At 56.8% G+C, this 19,355-nt stretch carries 16 protein-coding genes; 8 read left to right on the forward strand and 8 right to left on the reverse strand.

From position 1 onward, the window contains the following. The first annotated feature begins 46 nt into the window (after positions 1 to 46). From MHM85_RS01125 to MHM85_RS01155, 7 genes are all read left to right on the forward strand, one after another. Positions 47 to 1,147 carry an ABC transporter ATP-binding protein gene (locus tag MHM85_RS01125; RefSeq protein WP_239283518.1) on the forward strand — a complete coding sequence of 367 codons (1,101 nt, stop codon included), beginning with the start codon at positions 47 to 49 and terminating at the stop codon, positions 1,145 to 1,147. After that, positions 1,140 to 2,240, forward strand: a complete 1,101-nt coding sequence (locus MHM85_RS01130) for an ABC transporter ATP-binding protein (RefSeq protein WP_139527355.1) — start codon at positions 1,140 to 1,142, stop codon at positions 2,238 to 2,240. The genes MHM85_RS01125 and MHM85_RS01130 overlap by 8 nt, the downstream gene beginning before the upstream one ends. After that, complete coding sequence (locus MHM85_RS01135; RefSeq protein WP_044628028.1) at positions 2,233 to 3,120, forward strand: sugar ABC transporter permease; 888 nt, start codon at positions 2,233 to 2,235, stop codon at positions 3,118 to 3,120. Before MHM85_RS01130 ends, MHM85_RS01135 begins: the two co-directional genes overlap by 8 nt. Position 3,121: 1 nt before the next feature. After that, positions 3,122 to 4,015, forward strand: coding sequence for a carbohydrate ABC transporter permease (locus tag MHM85_RS01140; RefSeq protein ID WP_062359364.1), 894 nt, complete (start codon positions 3,122 to 3,124; stop codon positions 4,013 to 4,015). A gap of 11 nt (positions 4,016 to 4,026) precedes the next feature. Next, complete coding sequence (locus MHM85_RS01145) at positions 4,027 to 4,299, forward strand: DUF2160 domain-containing protein (RefSeq protein WP_044628030.1); 273 nt, start codon at positions 4,027 to 4,029, stop codon at positions 4,297 to 4,299. 82 nt (positions 4,300 to 4,381) lie between these two features. Then, positions 4,382 to 6,121, forward strand: coding sequence for an ABC transporter substrate-binding protein (locus MHM85_RS01150; RefSeq protein ID WP_153843717.1), 1,740 nt, complete (start codon positions 4,382 to 4,384; stop codon positions 6,119 to 6,121). Between the two features lie 125 nt (positions 6,122 to 6,246). Beyond that, positions 6,247 to 7,887: an FAD-dependent oxidoreductase gene (locus MHM85_RS01155; RefSeq protein ID WP_139527352.1), complete on the forward strand. Its 1,641-nt coding sequence runs from the start codon at positions 6,247 to 6,249 to the stop codon at positions 7,885 to 7,887. Between the two features lie 102 nt (positions 7,888 to 7,989). Here MHM85_RS01155 and MHM85_RS01160 read toward each other — a convergent pair whose 3' ends face one another. From MHM85_RS01160 to MHM85_RS01190, 7 genes are all read right to left on the reverse strand, one after another. Next, positions 7,990 to 8,214: a hypothetical protein gene (locus MHM85_RS01160; protein ID WP_044628033.1), complete on the reverse strand. Its 225-nt coding sequence runs from the start codon at positions 8,212 to 8,214 to the stop codon at positions 7,990 to 7,992. Positions 8,215 to 8,819: 605 nt separating this feature from the next. Next, positions 8,820 to 10,304, reverse strand: a complete 1,485-nt coding sequence (gene glpK, locus MHM85_RS01165) for a glycerol kinase GlpK (RefSeq protein ID WP_153843715.1) — start codon at positions 10,302 to 10,304, stop codon at positions 8,820 to 8,822. 145 nt (positions 10,305 to 10,449) lie between these two features. After that, positions 10,450 to 11,208 carry a DeoR/GlpR family transcriptional regulator gene (locus MHM85_RS01170; protein WP_139527350.1) on the reverse strand — a complete coding sequence of 253 codons (759 nt, stop codon included), beginning with the start codon at positions 11,206 to 11,208 and terminating at the stop codon, positions 10,450 to 10,452. Positions 11,209 to 11,321: 113 nt separating this feature from the next. Beyond that, on the reverse strand, positions 11,322 to 13,160 hold the full coding sequence (locus MHM85_RS01175; protein WP_153843714.1) for an SLC13 family permease: 1,839 nt from the start codon (positions 13,158 to 13,160) through the stop codon (positions 11,322 to 11,324). Between the two features lie 146 nt (positions 13,161 to 13,306). Continuing rightward, positions 13,307 to 14,110 carry an enoyl-CoA hydratase-related protein gene (locus MHM85_RS01180; RefSeq protein WP_239283520.1) on the reverse strand — a complete coding sequence of 268 codons (804 nt, stop codon included), beginning with the start codon at positions 14,108 to 14,110 and terminating at the stop codon, positions 13,307 to 13,309. Further along, on the reverse strand, positions 14,107 to 16,287 hold the full coding sequence (locus tag MHM85_RS01185) for an acetate--CoA ligase (protein ID WP_239283531.1): 2,181 nt from the start codon (positions 16,285 to 16,287) through the stop codon (positions 14,107 to 14,109). The genes MHM85_RS01180 and MHM85_RS01185 overlap by 4 nt, the downstream gene beginning before the upstream one ends. A gap of 72 nt (positions 16,288 to 16,359) precedes the next feature. After that, positions 16,360 to 17,169: an enoyl-CoA hydratase-related protein gene (locus MHM85_RS01190; protein ID WP_239283533.1), complete on the reverse strand. Its 810-nt coding sequence runs from the start codon at positions 17,167 to 17,169 to the stop codon at positions 16,360 to 16,362. Positions 17,170 to 17,357: 188 nt separating this feature from the next. Between MHM85_RS01190 and MHM85_RS01195 the strand changes: the two genes are divergently transcribed. Continuing rightward, on the forward strand, positions 17,358 to 18,251 hold the full coding sequence (locus MHM85_RS01195) for a MurR/RpiR family transcriptional regulator (RefSeq protein WP_239283551.1): 894 nt from the start codon (positions 17,358 to 17,360) through the stop codon (positions 18,249 to 18,251). Positions 18,252 to 18,271: 20 nt separating this feature from the next. On the opposite strand, the gene MHM85_RS01200 is transcribed toward MHM85_RS01195, so the two are convergent. Further along, a complete protein-coding gene (locus MHM85_RS01200; RefSeq protein WP_139527344.1) occupies positions 18,272 to 19,249 on the reverse strand; it encodes an NADPH:quinone reductase in 978 nt (325 codons plus the stop codon). Positions 19,250 to 19,355 lie beyond the last annotated feature (106 nt).

Genomic DNA, 19,355 nt, shown 5'->3' on the forward strand with positions numbered 1-19,355 from the left:
CATATCGATACCACCTATCAATAACAACGACGCTAGCGAGATTGGCATGTCCTTACATTTGCAACACATCGACCATGTCGTCGGGGGTCAATCCCACATCAGTGGGGTGGATCTCGAACTGGAACCCGGTTCCTTCAACGTATTGCTGGGACGGACCTTAGCAGGCAAAACCACGCTCATGCGTCTCATGGCAGGCTTGGAGCAACCTACCCGCGGGCGCATCTTCATGGACGGCAAAGACGTCACGGGCGTGTCGGTTCGCAAACGCAACGTGTCGATGGTCTACCAACAGTTCATCAATTACCCCAGCCTGACGGTACGCGACAATATTGCTTCACCGCTGAAACTAGCCAAAACGCCTCAGCAGGAAATCGATCGCCGTGTCGGCAGCATTGCCGAAATGCTGCATATCGAACATCTCCTTGATCGCTACCCGCAAGAGCTCTCCGGCGGACAGCAGCAGCGGACGGCCATGGGACGGGCACTTGTCAAAGATGCCGATCTGATTTTGTTCGACGAGCCGTTGGTCAATCTGGACTACAAACTGCGCGAAGAACTCCGCGACGAGCTGCGTGAGCTGTTCAAAGCCCGTAACTGCATTGCCGTTTATGCGACCACCGAACCCAACGAAGCGCTGGCACTCGGCGGCAATACGGCCGTGCTGCACGAAGGACGGCTGCTCCAGTACGGCCCCACCGAGCAAGTCTATCGCGAGCCCAACGGTCGCCACAGCGCCGAGATGTTCTCCGAGCCGCCGATCAACATCGTGCCCGGCAAACTCACCGCGACGGACATCACCTTCGATCAGTCGCTACATTTTCCCTGCGACCCAGCGCTGCAGATGCTAGCCCCTGGCGATTACGACTTTGGCGTGCGCGCCTCTCATATCACCCTCAACCCACAGTCAGTCGACGATCTCGAGCTGCCAGTCAGGGTCGACGTCGCCGAGATAAGCGGTTCTGAAACGTTCTTACACGTGCGCCATGAGCGCTTCCCACTGGTGCTACATTTAGCGGGAATTCACGAGTTTCACGTCAACGATGCGATCAACGTGTACTTCCCAACGCATCAGCTCTACGCCTTCGATAAACAGGGCAGCACCGTGCACATCCCCTCTTCTGCTCAAGGGAGCGTTGCCCATGGCTGAGATTACTTTAAAAGGCTTGGCGCACAGCTATAGCAAAAGTCCTAGCAGCCACAGCGACTACGCGATTCGTCAGATGGATCACGTGTGGCATCAGGGCGGCGCTTATGCCCTGCTGGGCCCGTCGGGCTGCGGTAAATCAACGCTGTTGAACATCATTTCGGGCCTGCTGGAGCCTTCAGAAGGTGACGTACTGTTCGACGGGCATCGCGTGAACGAGCTGCCACCGGAGGAGCGCAACATTGCCCAGGTGTTTCAGTTCCCGGTGATCTACGACACCATGACGGTGTACGACAACCTGGCTTTTCCGTTACGCAACATGAACACTCCCGAGTACAAGGTCGACCCGAAAGTTCGTGAAATTGCCGACATACTCGATCTTACGCCGCTGCTCTCTCGGAAAGCCAAAAACCTCACCGCCGATGAGAAGCAGAAAGTGTCCATGGGCCGCGGCCTAGTGCGTGACGACGTCTCCGCCATCTTGTTCGATGAGCCGCTCACGGTGATCGATCCACAGCTGAAGTGGAAGCTGCGCCGCAAGCTCAAAGAGATCCATGAGCGCTTCAATATCACCATGATCTACGTCACCCACGATCAGCTCGAAGCCTCTACCTTCGCGGACAAGATCGCAGTGATGTACGACGGCCAGGTGGTGCAGTTCGGCACGCCTCGTGAGCTGTTCGAAAAACCGGCGCATACCTTCGTGGGTTACTTCATTGGCAGCCCAGGCATGAACTTCATGAGCGTTACCCATCGAGCGGGCAATGTGATGTTTGGCGATCTGCCACTACCTGTGAACGAGGCCATTAGCCGCAGCGTGGCGGCGTCTAGCTCTAGCAATATCAAACTCGGCATTCGCCCTGAGTTCATTTCCGTCAGCCAAACCCCCGGGGCTGACAGCGTACCTATTGAAGTGGTCAACCTGCAGGACTTGGGCACCTATTCATTGCTGAGCTTTACCCTCAATGGCCAGTTGTTCAAGGCAAGGCTGCCCGAGGGGCATGCGCCGATCGGGGACGCGGCCCACGCCACGTTTTCCGATCAGCACATCGCGCTTTATGTCGATGAATACCTAGTGGAGATCGGCCATGAATAACAAAGTACTCAATAACCGCGCATGGCTACTGGTACTTCCCATGCTGGTGCTGGTGGCCTTTTCCGCCATCATTCCTTTGATGACCGTGGTCAACTACTCGGTACAGGACGTGCTCGGCCCTAATGCCCGCTTCTTCACCGGTACCGAGTGGTTTCATAGCATCTTGAACGACTCGGCGCTGCGCGATGCCTTCGTGCGTCAGATTTTGTTTTCCCTGACCATTCTCGCCATCCAAGTGCCTTTGGGCATTGGCATTGCGCTGATCATGCCTAAGCGCGGCTGGCAGGCCTCTGCCGTACTGATCTTGATTACCCTGCCGCTTCTGATCCCTTGGAACGTGGTGGGCAGCATTTGGCAGATCTTCACCCGTGGCGATATCGGCCTGATGGGCTGGGGCCTGCGGGAGTTGGGCATCAACTACAACATTACCCGCAATGCGGGGGATGCCTGGGCGACGATCATTTTGATGGACGTGTGGCACTGGACCCCACTGGTGGCCATGCTCTGCTACAGCGGCCTGCGTTCGATTCCCGAGGCTTACTACCAAGCCGCGCGTATCGACCGCGCCTCCAAGTGGGCCATCTTCCGCTACATCCAGCTTCCCAAGCTCACCAACGTGCTGGTCATTGCGGTGCTCCTGCGTTTCATGCACTCGTTCATGATTTACGCCGAACCTTTCGTACTGACCGGCGGCGGCCCGGGTAGCTCCACGACCTTTCTGAGCCAGTCACTGGCCACCATGGCCATCGGCCAGCAGGATCTAGGACCCTCTGCCGCGTTCTCGATCATCTACTTCCTGGTCATTTTGCTGGTGAGCTGGGTCTTCTACACCACCATCATGCACATGCAAAAAGATAAGAACCCGCACGGGGGAGCATGATATGTACCGCATAGACAACGCCCAGCAGGGCGAGAAGTACAACACCATATTTAGCCGCACGACCCCGGCCCAACGGCGCAAGCGCAACGCTCGCAGTCGCTTTCGCGCGCGGTTTCTCTTGGGGCTCTATCTGTTTCTGATGATCTTGCCAATTTACTGGCTTATCAACATGTCGCTGCAAACCAACAGCGAGATTTTGGGCTCCATGACGCTATGGCCCCAAAACCTGACGTTCGATAACTACATCGGCATTTTCACTAACTCAAGCTGGTACATGGGTTATGTGAACTCGATGTTGTATGTAGCGCTCAACATGCTGATCACCATCTGTGTGGCGCTACCTGCCGCCTATGCGTTCAGCCGTTACCGCTTCATCGGCGACAAGCACCTGTTCTTCTGGCTGCTCACCAACCTGATGGCACCGCCTGCGGTGTTCCTGCTGCCCTATTTCCAGCTCTACTACTCGGTAGGCTTGTTCGATACCCACATTGCCGTGGCGTTGGCCCACTGCCTGTTCAACATTCCGTTGGCCATCTGGATTTTGGAAGGTTTCATGAGCAGCGTGCCGAAAGAGATCGATGAGACGGCCTATATCGATGGGTATAGCTTTCCACGCTTCTTCATCAAGATCTTCATCCCTATGATCCGTTCCGGTATCGGTGTGACGCTCTTCTTCCTGTTCATGTTCTCGTGGGTCGAGCTGCTGCTGGCTCGCACGCTAACAGCGACCGATGCCCAACCGATTGGCATGATCATGACACGGACCTCCACCGCGTCGGGTATCGATTGGGGCACACTGGCCGCCGCCGGGGTGCTGACCATCGTGCCGGGCATTTTGGTGGTGTACTTCGTTCGCAACCATATCGCCAAGGGCTTTGCCCTGGGCCGCACCTAAGGAGCACCGTTATGTCTTGGATGGTATGGACGACACCGACTGCCATTTTCTTTTCATCCATTGCAGCGATGCTAGCAGGGATGACGCTGTGGGAGATCTTATCCCCCACCGTCGAACGCAAGGGGTTTCTACCCATTAGCACCACCCGCGGCGACCGGCTGTTCATCGGCCTGCTCTCCGCCGCGTTTATTCACCTGGGGGTGATTGGCTTCACAACGCTATCCATTTGGATAGCGCTGGCACTATCAGCGGTATGGCTGCTGGTGTTGATGCGCTGGGGCTAGGCCAACGGCTTTCTCAGCGGATGTACGGCGGTATCAAGGACGCTCACGTCATCAAGGAAGAGCACAACAAAACGAGGTCAACATGCGTAATAACAAGTTCAAACTCACTACCCTCGCCGCTAGCCTAATGCTCGCATCGGGAAGTCTCATGGCAGATGACCACGACGCGCGGGCCATAGCGGAGCGCCTGGTAGACGAGCACTTCCAAGATTCGACGCTCAGCCGCGAGGAGCAGATCGAAGAACTACTCTGGTTTGCCAAAGCGGCCGAGCCGTTCCGGGGCATGGATATTCAGACCGTAGCGGAAGGCCTGACCACGCACGTGTATGAAAGCGAAGTGCTCGCTCCCGCGTTTAGCGAGCTGACCGGCATCAACCTGACCCATAACATCATCGGCGAAGGTGACGTGGTCGACACCATGCAGAACCAGATGCAGTCGGGCAACAGCATCTACGACGGCTTCGTCAACGACACCGACTCCATCGGCACGCATATTCGCTACGGCACCACCATCAACCTTAGCGAAGCCATGGAGAACGAGTGGGCAGACTATACCCTGCCGACGCTGGACCTGGACGACTTCATCGGTTTGCAGTATGGCACCGGCCCCGATGGCAGCCTCTATCAGCTCCCTACCCAGCAGTTCGCCAACCTGTACTGGTTCCGTTATGACTGGTTCCAGCGTGAAGACTTGCAAGAGCAGTTCCGTGACATTTACGGCTACGATTTAGGCGTGCCCACCAACTGGACCGCTTATGAAGATATCGCCGAATTCTTTACCGAGCATGTCGGTGAGATCGACGGTACTAAGGTCTACGGGCACATGGACTACGGCCGCCGCGACCCCTCTTTGGGTTGGCGCTTCCACGACTCCTGGCTCTCCATGGCAGGCATGGGTAGCCCCGGCGTACCGTCCGGCAATCCGGTGGATGACTGGGGTATTCGTGTGAATGAAGAGAGCCAGCCGGTCGGCGCAAGCGTAAGCCGGGGTGGTGCGACCAACTCACCTGCTTCCGTCTTCGCCATGCAGAAAGCCGTGGATTGGCTGCGTGATTTCGCACCGCCCGAAGCCCAGGGCATGACCTTTGGTGAAGCTGGCCCCGTGCCCGCCCAGGGCCATATCGCTCAGCAGATCTTCTGGTACACCGCCTTCACCGCCGACATGACCGACCCGTCTGTTGCCGTCACCGACGACGAAGGCAACCCGCTGTGGCGCATGGCACCCTCTCCCACTGGCCCCTATTGGGAAGAGGGCATGAAGGTGGGTTATCAGGACGTAGGTGCCTGGACCTTCTTCGATTCTACGCCTGAAGATCGCCGCACGGCCGCTTGGCTGTTTGCCCAGTTCACCGTGGCGAAAACCACCTCGCTGGAAAAACTGATGGCGGGCCTAACGCCAATTCGCGAGTCGGACATCTTCTCCGAGCAGATGACCGAAATGGCACCCCGACTGGGCGGCCTGGTGGAGTTCTACCGCAGCCCCAACGAGTCTAACTGGACCCCTACCGGCACCAACGTACCGGACTACCCACGCATGGCACCGCTGTGGTGGCAGAACCTGGCACCGGTGATGAGTGGTGAAGTCACGCCCCAAGAAGGCCTCGACAAGCTCGCCGCCGACATGGACAACACCATGAACCGCTTGGCACGGGCCAACGTCTTCGACAGCTATGCCCCGGTGCTGAACGAAGAACGCGACCCGCAGTACTGGCTTGACCAGGAAGGCGCACCCAAAGCAAAGCTGGATAACGAGATGCCGCAAGGCACCACCGTTCCTTACGATGAAATGATGGAAGCATGGATGGCGGCCGGCACCCGCTAAGACCTATAGGGCGGGCGCCAGCCCGCCCCTTTTCCGTGGTGTCATCAGCGGCGGGCATTGTTGCCCTCTCCACTCGTTGAGACCGCAACCGACACGGGGCTTTTTCTTAATTAATTGGAACCGCTATGAAACTGCGTAACCGTAATGTCGAGAAATTGCACACTGATGACTTTGACGCACTGATTATCGGTGGCGGCATCAATGGTGCAGCAACCGCCGCTGCTCTTGCGGGCAAAGGTGCTAAAGTAGCCCTAATCGACCGTGGCGACTTTGCTGGCAGTACCAGCATGCACTCCTCGAACCTGGTTTGGGGCGGCATCAAATACATGGAAAGCAAAGACTTTGCGCTGGTACGTAAGCTCTGCAAAAGCCGCAACCACTTAATCAAAAGCTACCCGTCTACCGTTCAAGAAATTCGTTTCCTCACCACGATTACACAAGGTTTCCGCCACTCTCCGCGCTATTTGTGGGCGGGCACTTGGCTTTACTGGCTCATGGGCAACGGCTTTACCAAGCTACCGCGCCTACTCTCGCCCAAAAAGATCAAGCAAGAAGAGCCGATTATCGACATTGAAGGTGCCGTTGGCGGGTTCGAGTACTCGGATGCTTACCTGCATGATAACGACGCTCGCTTCGTGTTCAACTTCGTGCGCCATGCGCTCAATTACGGTGCCGTCGCTGCCAACTATGTCGAATCGCTGGGCGCTGAGCGTGAAGGCGACGTGTGGGTGACCAAAGCCCGCAACGTAATGGATGGCAGCACTTTCAATATTCGTTCCAAAGTATTGATCAACGCCGCTGGCCCCTGGGTCGACCAGCACAATGCCCTGACGGGGCAAAAAACGTCCCACCAGCACCTCTACTCGAAAGGCATTCACTTGATTGTGCCGCAGTTAACCGACACCAAGCGGGTGCTGGCGTTCTTTGCCGATGATGGACGCTTATTTTTCGTCATTCCGATGGGCAACCGCACCTGTGTCGGCACCACCGACACCCATATGGAGCACCCCGAGGTCGACGTCACCGCCGACGATATCGCGTTCGTTTTGGAGAACATCAACAAGCGCCTGACGCTCGACAAACCGCTCACCCAAGCCGACATCATATCGACGCGCTGCGGGGTACGCCCTCTCGCCATCAAGGCCGACCAGGGCAGCGACCGCGACTTCCTGCAGCTATCGCGCAAGCATGTCATCGATACCAATGCAGAGAGTGCCCATATCAGTATCTTTGGCGGCAAGCTCACTGATTGCCTCAACGTGGGCGATGAAATTGCCGAAGAGGTAAAAGCGCTTGGCGTGGCGCTCAGCGATCCTAACTTTCACTGGTATGGCGAGCCGCCCGAGCCGGTGAAGCAGCAGTTTATGGATCAAGCCAAGCGCATGAACCTGGATGCCATGACGGCGGCTACCTCTTCAGAGCCGCTCTCCTCAAGACTATGGCGACGTTATGCAGAACAAGCGATTCCCATGCTTGAGAAAATTCGCCAAGACCCTTCTGAAGCCGATATTTTGATCGAAGGCACCGAGTACATCCGCTGCGAACTCGAGCACGCGCGTGACCATGAGATGATCACGCAGTTGGAAGACTTCTTACGCCGCCGCGCCAAGGTGTCGCTGGTCGTTCACCATGAGCAGCTGCGCCAGTCGCCAGGCCTCAAAGAGGCCTGTCGGGTCCTCTTTGGCGAAGAAGCAGAAGAACGGTTTACCACCTACTTCAAAGAGAATCGTGATACATCTCGGCCGCCGGTTGAAACGCTCTCTTAAACAGAAGCGATCATCCTAAACCGTCACTCTTGCTCACATAAAAATCCCCCTGCTAACGCAATAGCAGGGGGTATTAATATCGTGAGTCAGTGTGTTAAGGCATCACTCTTCGTGTTCGACGAGAAGTTGAGAATCGCCCGCTAATACCTCATCCCATGCTTCTTCCAGCGTACAGCCCGAACGACTATCAATGGTGTCGATGACTTCGACGGCATGTTGGAGCGACTCACGATTGCTCTTCAGCGCCAATACTAGCTTGGCTAAATCTTGCTTGCTGAAAGAGCTAGCGATACGGTCGGCTTGTTGGCTCAATTCGATGCAGTTCATGGTTAGTCCCTCATGGTATGGTCAGCCGCTGCTCGTTATTGTTTGATACTTCGTAATGAATAATCGAGCAGCCATCTTAATTAACGACGAATGGTGACATTGCTACTCATGCTGGGCCGGGTAAGTGCCCAGTTCGGTAACTGCGAAACGGTCACAAGCGTTACAAGACCTTCGCCTTAAGCGCCCTGGTAATACGGCAGCGCCTCGGTATGTAGCAAGGATGAGTGCGACGTATCGGGATAACAAAACACCGCCCTGATCCATGACTTCACTATGGTTCACGGCTGCCATGCTCACAATGCATCATTGGCAGCAGGCTGGGTTGTAGTTTGACTACATAACACCCATAGAAGCGCTATCGATGACGTAGACTTTCAAGAAGAGAGTTAAACGACTGTTTTAAAAGGGTAAGAAAAAATCAATGGAGAAGAACTAACGCGCCTTTAAAAGATGAAAAACGCCTGCTCATTAAAAACGGATGCAGTTTACTCCTAAATAACGATTTCTCTATACGACCAAGGACGATGGCTTCGTTAAAAAACCGCCATAAAAAAACGCCGCTGTTTGACAACGGCATCTTTTATGGCGCTTCGCGGCGACGTTCTTTACGTAGAGCGCACCCGGGATACCGCATCCAACCAGCCCTGGTAGAGCTTCTCACGGGTCGCCTCTTCCATGGAGGGCGTAAAGCTGCGCTCGCAACGCCAGAGCTGCTCGATCTCCTCTAACGTGTCGTACCAGCCAAGACGTAACCCTGCCAAGTAAGCCGCCCCCAGGGCCGTCGTTTCCAAAATGGTCGGACGGTCAACTTGGACATTGAGCATATCGGCCAAAAACTGCATGACCCAGCTGTTTTTCACCATACCGCCATCCACACGGAGGTTACCCGGTGACGCTTCCATATCATCGTTCATGCAGTGCTGCAGGTCGCGGGTTTGGTAACACACCGCCTGAAGCCCCGCCGCGACGATTTCGGCGATGCCAGTGTCACGCGTCAGGCCAAAAATAGCGCCACGGGCCTTAGGGTCCCAGTGCGGGGCGCCCAGGCCGGTAAACGCAGGCACCAAGTAAACGCTGTGCCCTCTGCGGGTTTTCTGGGCCAGTGCTTCGGTTTCCGAGGCATCCGCAAACAGATTCAGACCATCTCGCAGCCACTGCACCGTGGCGCCTGCTACGAAAATACTCCCCTCCATGGCGTAAGTAGGTTTGCCGTTGATACGGTAGCCAATGGTGGTCAGCAGGCGATTACGCGATACCGAGGCCGTTTCCCCGGTATTCACGATCATGAAACAGCCGGTGCCGTAGGTGCTTTTACCCATACCAGGTTTGAAACACGCCTGCCCCACCAGCGCCGCCTGCTGATCACCCGCGACACCTGCAATCGGCAGCGGCGCGCCCAGCCAGTGGGCCTCGACCGTGCCAAAATCATCGCTGGAATCGTTCACCTCGGGGAGCATATTGGCGGGTACATCAAATAGCGCCAGCAGTTCTTCGTCCCAGGTTTGGTCATGAATGTTGAACAGCGCCGTGCGCGAGGCATTGGTGGCATCGGTCACGTGACGTTTACCATCGGTCAAACGCCACATCAAAAAGCTATCGACGGTGCCGAACGCCAGCTCGCCCCGGGCAGCACGCTCGCGGGCGCCCTCGACGCAATCGAGAATCCAGGCCAGTTTGGTGGCAGAAAAGTAAGGGTCGATCAATAGGCCAGTTTTCGACTGTACTAACTCAGTATGCCCCTCGTCGCGTAGCGCCTGACAGCGCTCGGAGGTGCGACGATCTTGCCAAACGATGGCGTTGTACAGCGGCTTGCCTGTGTCGCGATCCCACACCACCGTGGTCTCACGCTGGTTGGTAATGCCGACCCCATCCACTTGCTCGGGGGTTATCTGGGCTTTGCTGAGCACTTCCCGGCAGGTCGCGATCACCGATTCCCAGATATCTTCCGGGTCGTGTTCGATCCACCCATCTTGTGGGAAGTGTTGAGGAAACTCTTGTTGGGCAACTGCCGCAATTTGGCCTTGGCGGTCAAAAAGAATGGCGCGGGAGCTGGTCGTGCCTTGATCGATGGCGAGAATAAAGGAGGACATAGCGCATTCACTTTGTTGTAGGTTCTTTCGATTTTGTCTGTTTTGTTTCGTTTTATTATCATCAGAGGCTACTCTAGGCGCCTGGAATGCTCAAGTATGAAACTCTGCCACCTTAGCCAAAGCCTGAGCACTGTCGTGACAGGCGCTAAGCAATGTGCAGCGCCACATCGTGCTGGTTGAGCAGTCGCTGAATCGCCTCGGGGGGCTTACGATCGGTAAACAGCGCATCCAGTTGGGAAATGTTACCTTGGCGCACCACTGGGTTTCGGTGGAATTTCGAGTAGTCTGCGGCTAAATACACCCTTCGCGAATTGGCAATGATCGCCTGGGCAACGCGTACCTCTTGGTAGTCAAACTCCAGAAGCGAGCCATCTTCGTCGATGCCACTGATCCCGATGATTCCATAATCCACTTTGAACTGATTGATGAAGTCGATGGTGGCTTCGCCGATGATCCCGCCATCACGGGAGCGCACTTGACCGCCCGCGATGATCACCGTGAAGTCCTCTTTGTGTTGCAGAATCGCCGCCACATTGAGGTTGTTGGTAATGATCTCCAAACCTTGGTGCTCCAGTAGCGCTTGGGCGATCATTTCATTGCTGGTCCCGATATTGATGAACAGCGAGGCATGATGGGGTATATGCTGTGCCAAGCAGCGGGCAATGCGCTCTTTCTCTTCGAGGTGCAACGTTTTGCGGGTGCTGTAAGCCGTATTGACCGTACTTGACTCGACCCCGACACCACCATGTACGCGGCGCACGCGACCTTCGTTGGCCAGAGTGTTCAAGTCTCGACGAATGGTTTGTGGCGTGACCGCGAAGTGTTCGGTGAGCTGTTCGATACTCATGTAGCCGTGCTGGCGAACCAGTTCGACGATGGCATCCTGGCGATACTGTTGATTCATAAGCCCGGCCTGTTCGATATTTATTGGTCTATGTGCGTAATAGATTAGCAAAATTTTCGGAATCTAATAGCGCGAACCACGAACAGGCCGGAGCCCAGTGCTCCATTGATCTTCTACAGGGGCCATACCCACAATATGGCTGGGATGGCAGTGGCCATGACCACCAGCGAGAGTGGCAGTCCCAGTTTCCAGTAGTCGCCAAACCGGTAACCACCTGGCCCGAGAACCAAGGTATTCGATTGGTGCCCAATGGGCGTTAAAAACGCACAGGAGGCGCTGACGGCCACCACCATTAAAAACGGATCGAGCGAGGCGTCGAAGCCGTTGGCAAGACTGGACGCAATGGGCGCCATGAGCAGCGCCGCCGCGGCGTTGTTGACCACGTTGGAGAGCAGCATGGAGAGCAAAAATAGCCCCACCAAGGACACGACGATCGGCCACTCCACGCCAAACCGTAGCAGCGCCTCGGCGATGATATCTGCACCGCCGCTGGTCTCCAGCGCTTCACCCACCGGCAGCATGGCGGCCAGCAACACGATCACCGGCCCGTCGATGGCCTGGTAGCCATCACGCAAGGGCAGCACGCCGATCAATAGAGACACCAGTGCGGCGCTGCTCATGGCGACGGCAGCAGGCAGCAAATCGAGCAGCATGGCCACGATTGCCAGGGCGAAAATCCCCACTGAAACGGCCAATTTTCGCGGCTGTCCCAGGTGAAGCTCGCGGTTGGCCAGCGGCAAACAACCCAGCGTCGATAAACTATCGGCGATTTCGTTTTCGCTGCCCTGCAATAGCAGCACGTCGCCGGTTTGAAAACGAATGTCGCGCAGGCGCTGTTTCAAGCGGCCACCGTCACGGGCTACGGCCACGAGGTGCAGGCCAAACTGATGGTTGAGACGTAACTGGCGCACGCTGCGATTGATCATCATCGAATCGTTGCGCACGACGGCTTCGATGAGCTGCAACCCTTCGGTATCGACCGGCTGACGTTCATCGTCTTTGCCTTCATCATCGCCCTTTGACTGCCCCTCCTCAGGCTCTTCCGGCTCGGCAATCGCGCTCAAGCCCACTTTATCTTCCAGTAGTTTCAGCTCGTCGGGACCCGCTTCCAACAGCAGAATATCGCCCTCGCGAAGCACGCCATGAAACTGATAGCCTGCTCGACGGTTGTCTTCACGTACCACCGCCAAGACGGGAATGGTTTCCTCCAGTTCGTCGCGCAGCTGCTGCAGGGTAAGCCCGTTGGCTTTGGAATCCTCGGTCACTTTCAGCTCGACCAAGTAGTTGGCGGTATCGAACATATCGTCCGTAGCGGCTTGGCTATTGCGCTTGGGCGTCAATCGCCAGCCCACGATCACGATAAACATCAACCCCACCAGTGCCACCGCGACTCCCACGGGCGAGAAACTGAACATCCCAAAATTGTCGCCAGTGATATTGCCTCGGTAGGCGGAAATAATGATATTGGGTGGCGTGCCAATCAGCGTGGTCAGACCACCCAACAGAGAGCCAAATGCCAGCGGCATCAGCAGCAATGAGGGAGATGTATTGTGTTCACGGGCAAGGCGCATCGCCACCGGTAACAACAGCGCCAGTGCGCCGACGTTATTCATCACGCCAGAAAGCACCACCACGGTGCCCACCAACACGAGTAGCTGTAGCATCAAGCGCTCACCCACTTTGAGCACCTGATTGGCAATGACATCCACCACGCCAGAGCGCTCGAAACCACGGCTTAACACCAACACGGCCGCCACGGTAATCACCGCTGGATGGCCAAAACCGGAAAACGCTTCATCGGCAGGGACAAGGCCCAGCATCACCGAGCCTAGCAACGCCGCCAGGGCCACTAAATCGTAACGAAATCGCCCCCAGATGAAGGCTGCCAGCGTGAGTCCCAACACGATAAACACCAGCGTGCTGGGGGTCAGTCCTAAACTTTCCAGAGTCATCAGAGCGCCATCTCCCTATGTGATACCCACCGCTCTCCCGACGAGGAAAGTGCAGCGTACTGAGCGACACATTAGACGATGACTATACGAACGTACAAGCTCTGGCAAATCAATATCGCCACGAACTGCCAGTGGTAAGACGCGGGTTAGCGTTTCATACGTGCCATCAGCCGCTCCACGGCTCGAAGATGCTCCGGCTCGTTATGACACATGCCTTGAAAAACGGCACAGACATCCAGAAAGGCTCTCAGCTCCATATCCGGCGCCATTTTCATTAGCCGTTTAGTCAGACGTGTCGCCTTGGGCGGCTGAGCCGCAATGCGTTGGGCATGGGCCATCGCGGTTTCCATAAGCTGTTCGGGCTCGACCACCTCCAGCACTATGCCGTAAGCAAACGCCTCCTCGGCACTGATCACTCGGCCAGAGAGCGTCAGTTCGAAGGCACGCTGATAACCAATCTGCCGCTGCATGAACCATGCCCCGCCATCACCGGGAATGATCCCCAGATTGAGAAAGGTCTCCCCAAAGCTCGCCTTGCGAGAGGCAATACGCATATCCGCCATATTGGCCAAATCGAATCCGGCACCGATGGCCGCACCATTGACGGCGGCAATGATGGGCACTTCGACCTTATGGAGTGCCAGCGGCATCCGCTGAATGCCCGTGCGGTAGCGCTCGGCGACTTCCGCCACATCCCCCGCAAAATCGCCGCCGCGCTCGGCCATGTCTTTTACGTTTCCACCGGCACAAAACGCACTGCCCGCTCCGGTAATCAACAGCACCGATACCTCCTGGCAGCCATTCACCCAGGCGGCGGTGGCGACGATGTCGTCAACGAGTGCGGTGCCCGTTAAGGCATTACGCACGTCGTGGCGATTAAGGGTAAGTGTCGCCACACGATTATCTAGAGTGAGAGTGGTATCGGTTAATGCGGGTAATGGTTGGCTCATGGTTGGCGCTCCACAATGATTCGGGCATCGACGATGGCGTAGTTAGCGGCAGAATGGCCTTTTGGATAGGCAATCACCGGGTTCAAGTCTAGTTCGCAAATATCTGGGTAAGCCTCTACGAGCTGAGACACCTGCATCAGCAGCGACACTAGCGCTTCCTTATCGACCCCTGCAGCCCCCCGCACCCCTGCCAGCACTTTCTGCGCTTTAATTTGATCGACCATGGAGCGTGCGTCGCGCAGGGTCAGCGGCAGCGAGCGGAAGGCAACGTCCTCTAGCACCTCCACGAAAATGCCGCCTAAGCCAAACATCAGCACCGGGCCAAACATCGGATCGCGCAGCATGCCGATAATCATCTCGACGCCTTTCTCAGCCATGGGCGTGACCAGCACGCCCTCTATCTCGGCGTTCGGGTCGTAAGCCTGGGCGTTTGAGTGAATGGCCTGAAAGGCATCGCGCAGTGCGGCGTCACCCACTAAGTTGAGCTTGACCCCGCCCGCGTCGGATTTATGCAGAATGTCTTTTGAAACCACCTTCATCGCCAGCGGCGCTTTTGCGGTTTGCTCGGCGATCTTGGCCAGCTCTTCCTCCTGGCGTACCAGCCACTCGGTAGGTACGGTAATCCCGTGCTCCGCCAGCAGCGCCTTTGCTTCAAACTCCAATAAATCGCGCCCTTCCGCCTTGGCCGCTTTTAGCATGGTCTTGCCTGTTTCCGATGGCGCGGCGGGCGCTATCGTCTCTTGTGCCTGTTGGCGGGCCAGGTACTCTCCTCGCTCACCTAGGGCAGCAAGCACGCGCACCGCATGCTCAATCGAGGAATACACCGGCAAACCGGCTTCGTGTAGACGGCGCAACGCAGGCGGTTTGATCGGCGCATAAAGGCTGTAAATCACCAGGGGTTTCTCAGAGGCTTGAGCAAGCTCTACCATGCGCTCTGCGCCGCGCATTTCGTCGCCCATCAGTGATTCTGCAAAACGCAGGCTGTACCCGCCGAACATGCCCACCAGAAAGACGCTATCGACGCCTTCATCCGCCATCACCAGCTCGATGCAGCGTGCAAGCAGCGAAGGGTTAGCATCCGAGGAGCCTGCCACGTCCACCGGGTTAAGGGTAGATGCCTGAGGCAGTAACACCTCGCGCAGTGCAGAGCGAGTAGCGTCAGAAAGCTCGGCCAGTGTCAGTCCCGCTTCCGATAACCGGTCGGCGGCAATGGTGGCTTGGCCACCGCCGTCAGAAATCACCGCCACGCGCTTACCGGGGGCTTTTTGGAGCCGCCCCAATCCTTCCGCCACGGGCAGGATTTCATCGGAGTACTGCACCACGCTAACGCCTGCCTGGCGCAACAAATTGACGGTCATTTGGTAGCTACCGGCCAACGCACCGGTATGGGAGCTGGCGGCTTTTTGGCCCTGCTCGGTGGCACCGGATTTATACACCACCACCGGCTTCATGGCGGTCACGTCACGGGCCACTTTCAGAAACTGCTGCCCATCACGGAAGCCCTCCACGTAGAGCGTAGCCACGCGAGTGTGCTCGTCCTCCCCTAAATAGCGCAGGTAATCGTTAAAGCCGATATCGCTCTGGTTGCCAGGACCAGCGTAGGTGCTGAACCCCACTTGCCCGTTATGCTGGGCTTCCAGCGCAAGAGAGAGCAGCATATTGCCGGATTGGGAAATAATACCGATATCACCCGGCTTGACGTTATCCAGCGCCAGCAAGTTAATTTGGTGGTGCAGGTTAAACATGCCAGAAGTGTTTGGGCCGATGATACGCACGCCGTGGGCACGGGCGATCTCCATCATCTGTGCCTCCAGCGCTGCCCCCTCTTCGCCGGTTTCGCCAAACCCGCTGGCCAGAATGACCGCCCCTTTCACCCCCCGGCGGCCACACTCGGCAATCAGCGCAGGCACGGTGGCGGCAGGCGTACACAGCAGCGCAAGCTCGGGGCTGCCCGGCATCTTGGCAATAGAGGGCCACGCCTTCACACCTAGAATATGATCGGCTTTTGGGTTGATCGGGTAGATGTTTCCCCGGTAGCTGCCGTTGATCAGCCCGATCATGGCTTTATAGCCCCGCTTGGTCGGGTCCGCAGAGGCTCCAACGATGGCAATGCCGGTGGGGGCTAAGATGTCATGCAGCGGGCTGCGGATTGGAAGATGACCTTCGATAGTGTTCATGGCGAAACCTGTTTGACAAAGAAGTGCGCGACGGCTTGATTCAGAACTCGTTTTTAAGGGTTAAGCCCACACTCATTGGCCCTGAAAATTAGGCGCTCGCCGCTCGGCAAAGGCATCGACCCCCTCTTGCCAATCATCGGTCGTGGAACAGGTAAACACCGCGTCCAACTCCTGCTGTAGCTGGCTCTCCATGCTTGTATGGGTACTGCGATTGACCAGCGGCTTTAACATCGCCATGGACACAGGCGCCTGCTTGGCCAGCCGTTCGGCAAGCAGCTGGGCTTCGGCCATCAGTTGCGTTTGCGGATGGCTCGCCAGCGCTAGCCCCATCTCGGCGGCTTCAGGCCCATAAAGTTTGTCACCTAAGTAGAGCAGGCGGCGGGCCTGAGTGAGCCCCACCAGTTGGGGAAGCAGTTTGGAAACGCCGCCACCTACGCACGTCCCGATACTGGTTTCTGGAAAGCCTATCTGCGCGTCATCGGCCATGACGACAAAATCGCAGGCGACGGCCATTTCCGCGCCTGCCCCCAGCGCATAACCGTTCACTGCCGCCACCACCGGCTTACCGAGCTGGGTGATGGCCTCGCATACGTCGTTACCCAGCTGCAAATAGGCCCGGCGCTGAAACAGCGTGCGCTTAGCGCTGCCGTGGGCCTTCATATCGGCACCGACACAAAACGCGCGCCCTTCACCGGTCAGCACCACCGCCCGGACCTGAGGCGACTGCTGTGCTATTCGCAGCACATCCAGCAGCTCTTGGTAGAGCGCCTCAACAACGGCGTTGAGGCGCTGCGGGCGATTCAGTCGTACGGTCATTACGCGGGCATTTAAACTCACCAGCAGCGTTTCATAATTGGGCAGCGCAGTAGCGTCAGCAGGCATGGTGCTTTTTCTAACCTCCTCGGAACAGTCGTCAAAACTCAACGAAACGTTTGTTTCTTTATTTAAAATAAAAAGAAACGAATGTGTTTTTTGAACGATAAAGTAGTCGCTGGGACGGCGTCAATACATCTGTAGCAAAAACATTTATAATTGGTACAAATGTTTTATTTTCCATGAAAGAGGGTGCCATGCCAGACAACGCCACTCACGCCATCAGCCTGGACAGCATTCACCTGCAGCTAGCCGAGAGCTACGCAGCGCTTAGCCCACAGCTCAAGCGTGCCGCCAGCTATGTGCTGGAACACCCTGCAGAGATGGCGTTTCAGTCGATCCGCAAAACGGCTCAGGCAGCATCCGTCACTCCCTCCACTCTGGTCAGGTTAGCCAAGCGGCTTGGGTTCGAGAGCTACGAGCCATTTCGGGAAGTGTTTCAATCGGCAGTGCAAGCAGCGCCGGTGGAGCTATCCGGCCGCGCCAGCCAGTTGAAGCAGCAGCACCGAAAACCAGAAGCGGCGCTGTTTGCGGAGGTAGGCGACGCTGCCTTCGATAATATTGGCAGGCTGTTTACGGCGGATAACCAAACGCGCGTCAAAGAGGCCGCCGAGCGAATCTTGGCCGCACGGCGAGTCGCCGTGGTCGGGTTTCGAGACACCTTCGCCTGCGCGTACCACTTTGCCTACGTGGGGCGCATTGCGATGCCGGAAGTGACGCTCATTCGCGGCCAGGAGGGAGGCTTGCTCACCGAATTGGCTCCGTTCAGTGAGCAGGATGTGGTGGTGGCGTTTGGCTTTGAGCCCTACTGCGCCGAGACGATGAAGGCGCTGGAAATTACCCGCGCCAACGGCGTTCAAGCCATCGTGATTACCGATACGCTGCGATCGCCACTCGTGCCGGGTGCCTGCATGACGTTTACCGTCGCCAACGCCACGCCGCACTTTTTCCCGTCGATACTGGCGGCGATTACGCTCAGCGAAGCGATTCTAGCGGAGTGCGTGGCATTCGGCCCTGACCAGCTGGTCGACAACGTGACCCGTTTTGAGAGCCGAATGCGTCAGTTGGGTGCTTACGTCGATATCGAGTAAGTGTCGATAACGAGTAGGTATCACGGCAATAGAATCGTAGAGCCCGTCGTTTTACGGCTTTGCAGCGCATCCTGTGCCTTGCCAGCCTCTTGTAGCGGGTAGCGGTTAGCCACGTCGATGTGGATTTTTCCGCTTTCGATCATGCCGAAGAATTCGTCGCACATCATTTCTAGGCGCTCACGCGTGTCAGCGTAGCCGTTCAGGCTCGGGCGCGTGACGAAAAGCGCGCCCTTCTGGTTCAGAATACCGATGTTCACGCCATCGACGGGGCCAGAAGCGTTGCCAAAGCTCACCATCAACGAGCGGGGCTTCAAGCAGTCCAGCGACATTTCCCAGGTATCTTTACCGACGGAGTCATAAACCACGTCGCACATCTCACCCTGGGTGAGTTCGCGTACGCGCTCCACCACATTTTCCTTGGTGTAGTCGATGGTCGCCCAAGCGCCGTTGGCCATGGCAAGATCGGCTTTTTCTTGGGAGCTGACCGTGCCAATCAGCTTGACGCCGAGCGCTTTGGCCCACTGGCAAGCAATGGAGCCAACGCCACCAGCCGCCGCGTGGAACAAAATGGTCTCACCGCCCTTGAGTGCATAGGTTTGGCGCAGCAGGTACTGCACCGTTAGGCCTTTGAGCATGCTGGCAGCGGCAGTGTCGAAATCGATAAAGTCAGGCAATTTGACGACTTTAGCGGCAGGTAGCGTGTGCAATTCCGCATAAGCACCCAGCGGGCCTTGGGCATACGCCACACGGTCACCCACCTTGAGATGCGTCACACCTTCGCCGACGGCATCCACCGTGCCAGCGCCCTCCGTTCCCAGCCCAGACGGCATGGCAGGCGCGGGATACAGCCCCGTGCGGAAATAGATATCGATAAAGTTGAGCCCCACCGCTTTATTGGCGATACGCACTTCGCCGGCGGCGGGGGCAGCCGGTTCGACCTCCACCCACTCCAACACCTCGGCACCACCGGTCTTGGAAAACTGGATACGCTTAGACATTCATGAGACTCCTGTTATTGATTATTGGACATACCCTGGACGCTATCCAACCGCGTTGGGCACATTAAATCAAGTGATTAGCCCGCTAAACCGACACACGGCTGTC

It is taken from the genome of Halomonas sp. McD50-4 (assembly GCF_022348135.1).
In the GTDB taxonomy this organism is placed as follows: Bacteria; Pseudomonadota; Gammaproteobacteria; order Pseudomonadales; family Halomonadaceae; genus Vreelandella; species Vreelandella piezotolerans.

Coding starts and splice junctions, on each gene's coding strand:
- MHM85_RS01125 (WP_239283518.1), top strand. CDS start 47: ATGTCCTTACATTTGCAACACATCGACCATGTCGTCGGGGGTCAATCC.
- MHM85_RS01130 (WP_139527355.1), top strand. CDS start 1,140: ATGGCTGAGATTACTTTAAAAGGCTTGGCGCACAGCTATAGCAAAAGT.
- MHM85_RS01135 (WP_044628028.1), top strand. CDS start 2,233: ATGAATAACAAAGTACTCAATAACCGCGCATGGCTACTGGTACTTCCC.
- MHM85_RS01140 (WP_062359364.1), top strand. CDS start 3,122: ATGTACCGCATAGACAACGCCCAGCAGGGCGAGAAGTACAACACCATA.
- MHM85_RS01145 (WP_044628030.1), top strand. CDS start 4,027: ATGTCTTGGATGGTATGGACGACACCGACTGCCATTTTCTTTTCATCC.
- MHM85_RS01150 (WP_153843717.1), top strand. CDS start 4,382: ATGCGTAATAACAAGTTCAAACTCACTACCCTCGCCGCTAGCCTAATG.
- MHM85_RS01155 (WP_139527352.1), top strand. CDS start 6,247: ATGAAACTGCGTAACCGTAATGTCGAGAAATTGCACACTGATGACTTT.
- MHM85_RS01160 (WP_044628033.1), bottom strand. CDS start 8,214: ATGAACTGCATCGAATTGAGCCAACAAGCCGACCGTATCGCTAGCTCT.
- glpK (WP_153843715.1), bottom strand. CDS start 10,304: ATGTCCTCCTTTATTCTCGCCATCGATCAAGGCACGACCAGCTCCCGC.
- MHM85_RS01170 (WP_139527350.1), bottom strand. CDS start 11,208: ATGAATCAACAGTATCGCCAGGATGCCATCGTCGAACTGGTTCGCCAG.
- MHM85_RS01175 (WP_153843714.1), bottom strand. CDS start 13,160: ATGACTCTGGAAAGTTTAGGACTGACCCCCAGCACGCTGGTGTTTATC.
- MHM85_RS01180 (WP_239283520.1), bottom strand. CDS start 14,110: ATGAGCCAACCATTACCCGCATTAACCGATACCACTCTCACTCTAGAT.
- MHM85_RS01185 (WP_239283531.1), bottom strand. CDS start 16,287: ATGAACACTATCGAAGGTCATCTTCCAATCCGCAGCCCGCTGCATGAC.
- MHM85_RS01190 (WP_239283533.1), bottom strand. CDS start 17,169: ATGCCTGCTGACGCTACTGCGCTGCCCAATTATGAAACGCTGCTGGTG.
- MHM85_RS01195 (WP_239283551.1), top strand. CDS start 17,358: ATGCCAGACAACGCCACTCACGCCATCAGCCTGGACAGCATTCACCTG.
- MHM85_RS01200 (WP_139527344.1), bottom strand. CDS start 19,249: ATGTCTAAGCGTATCCAGTTTTCCAAGACCGGTGGTGCCGAGGTGTTG.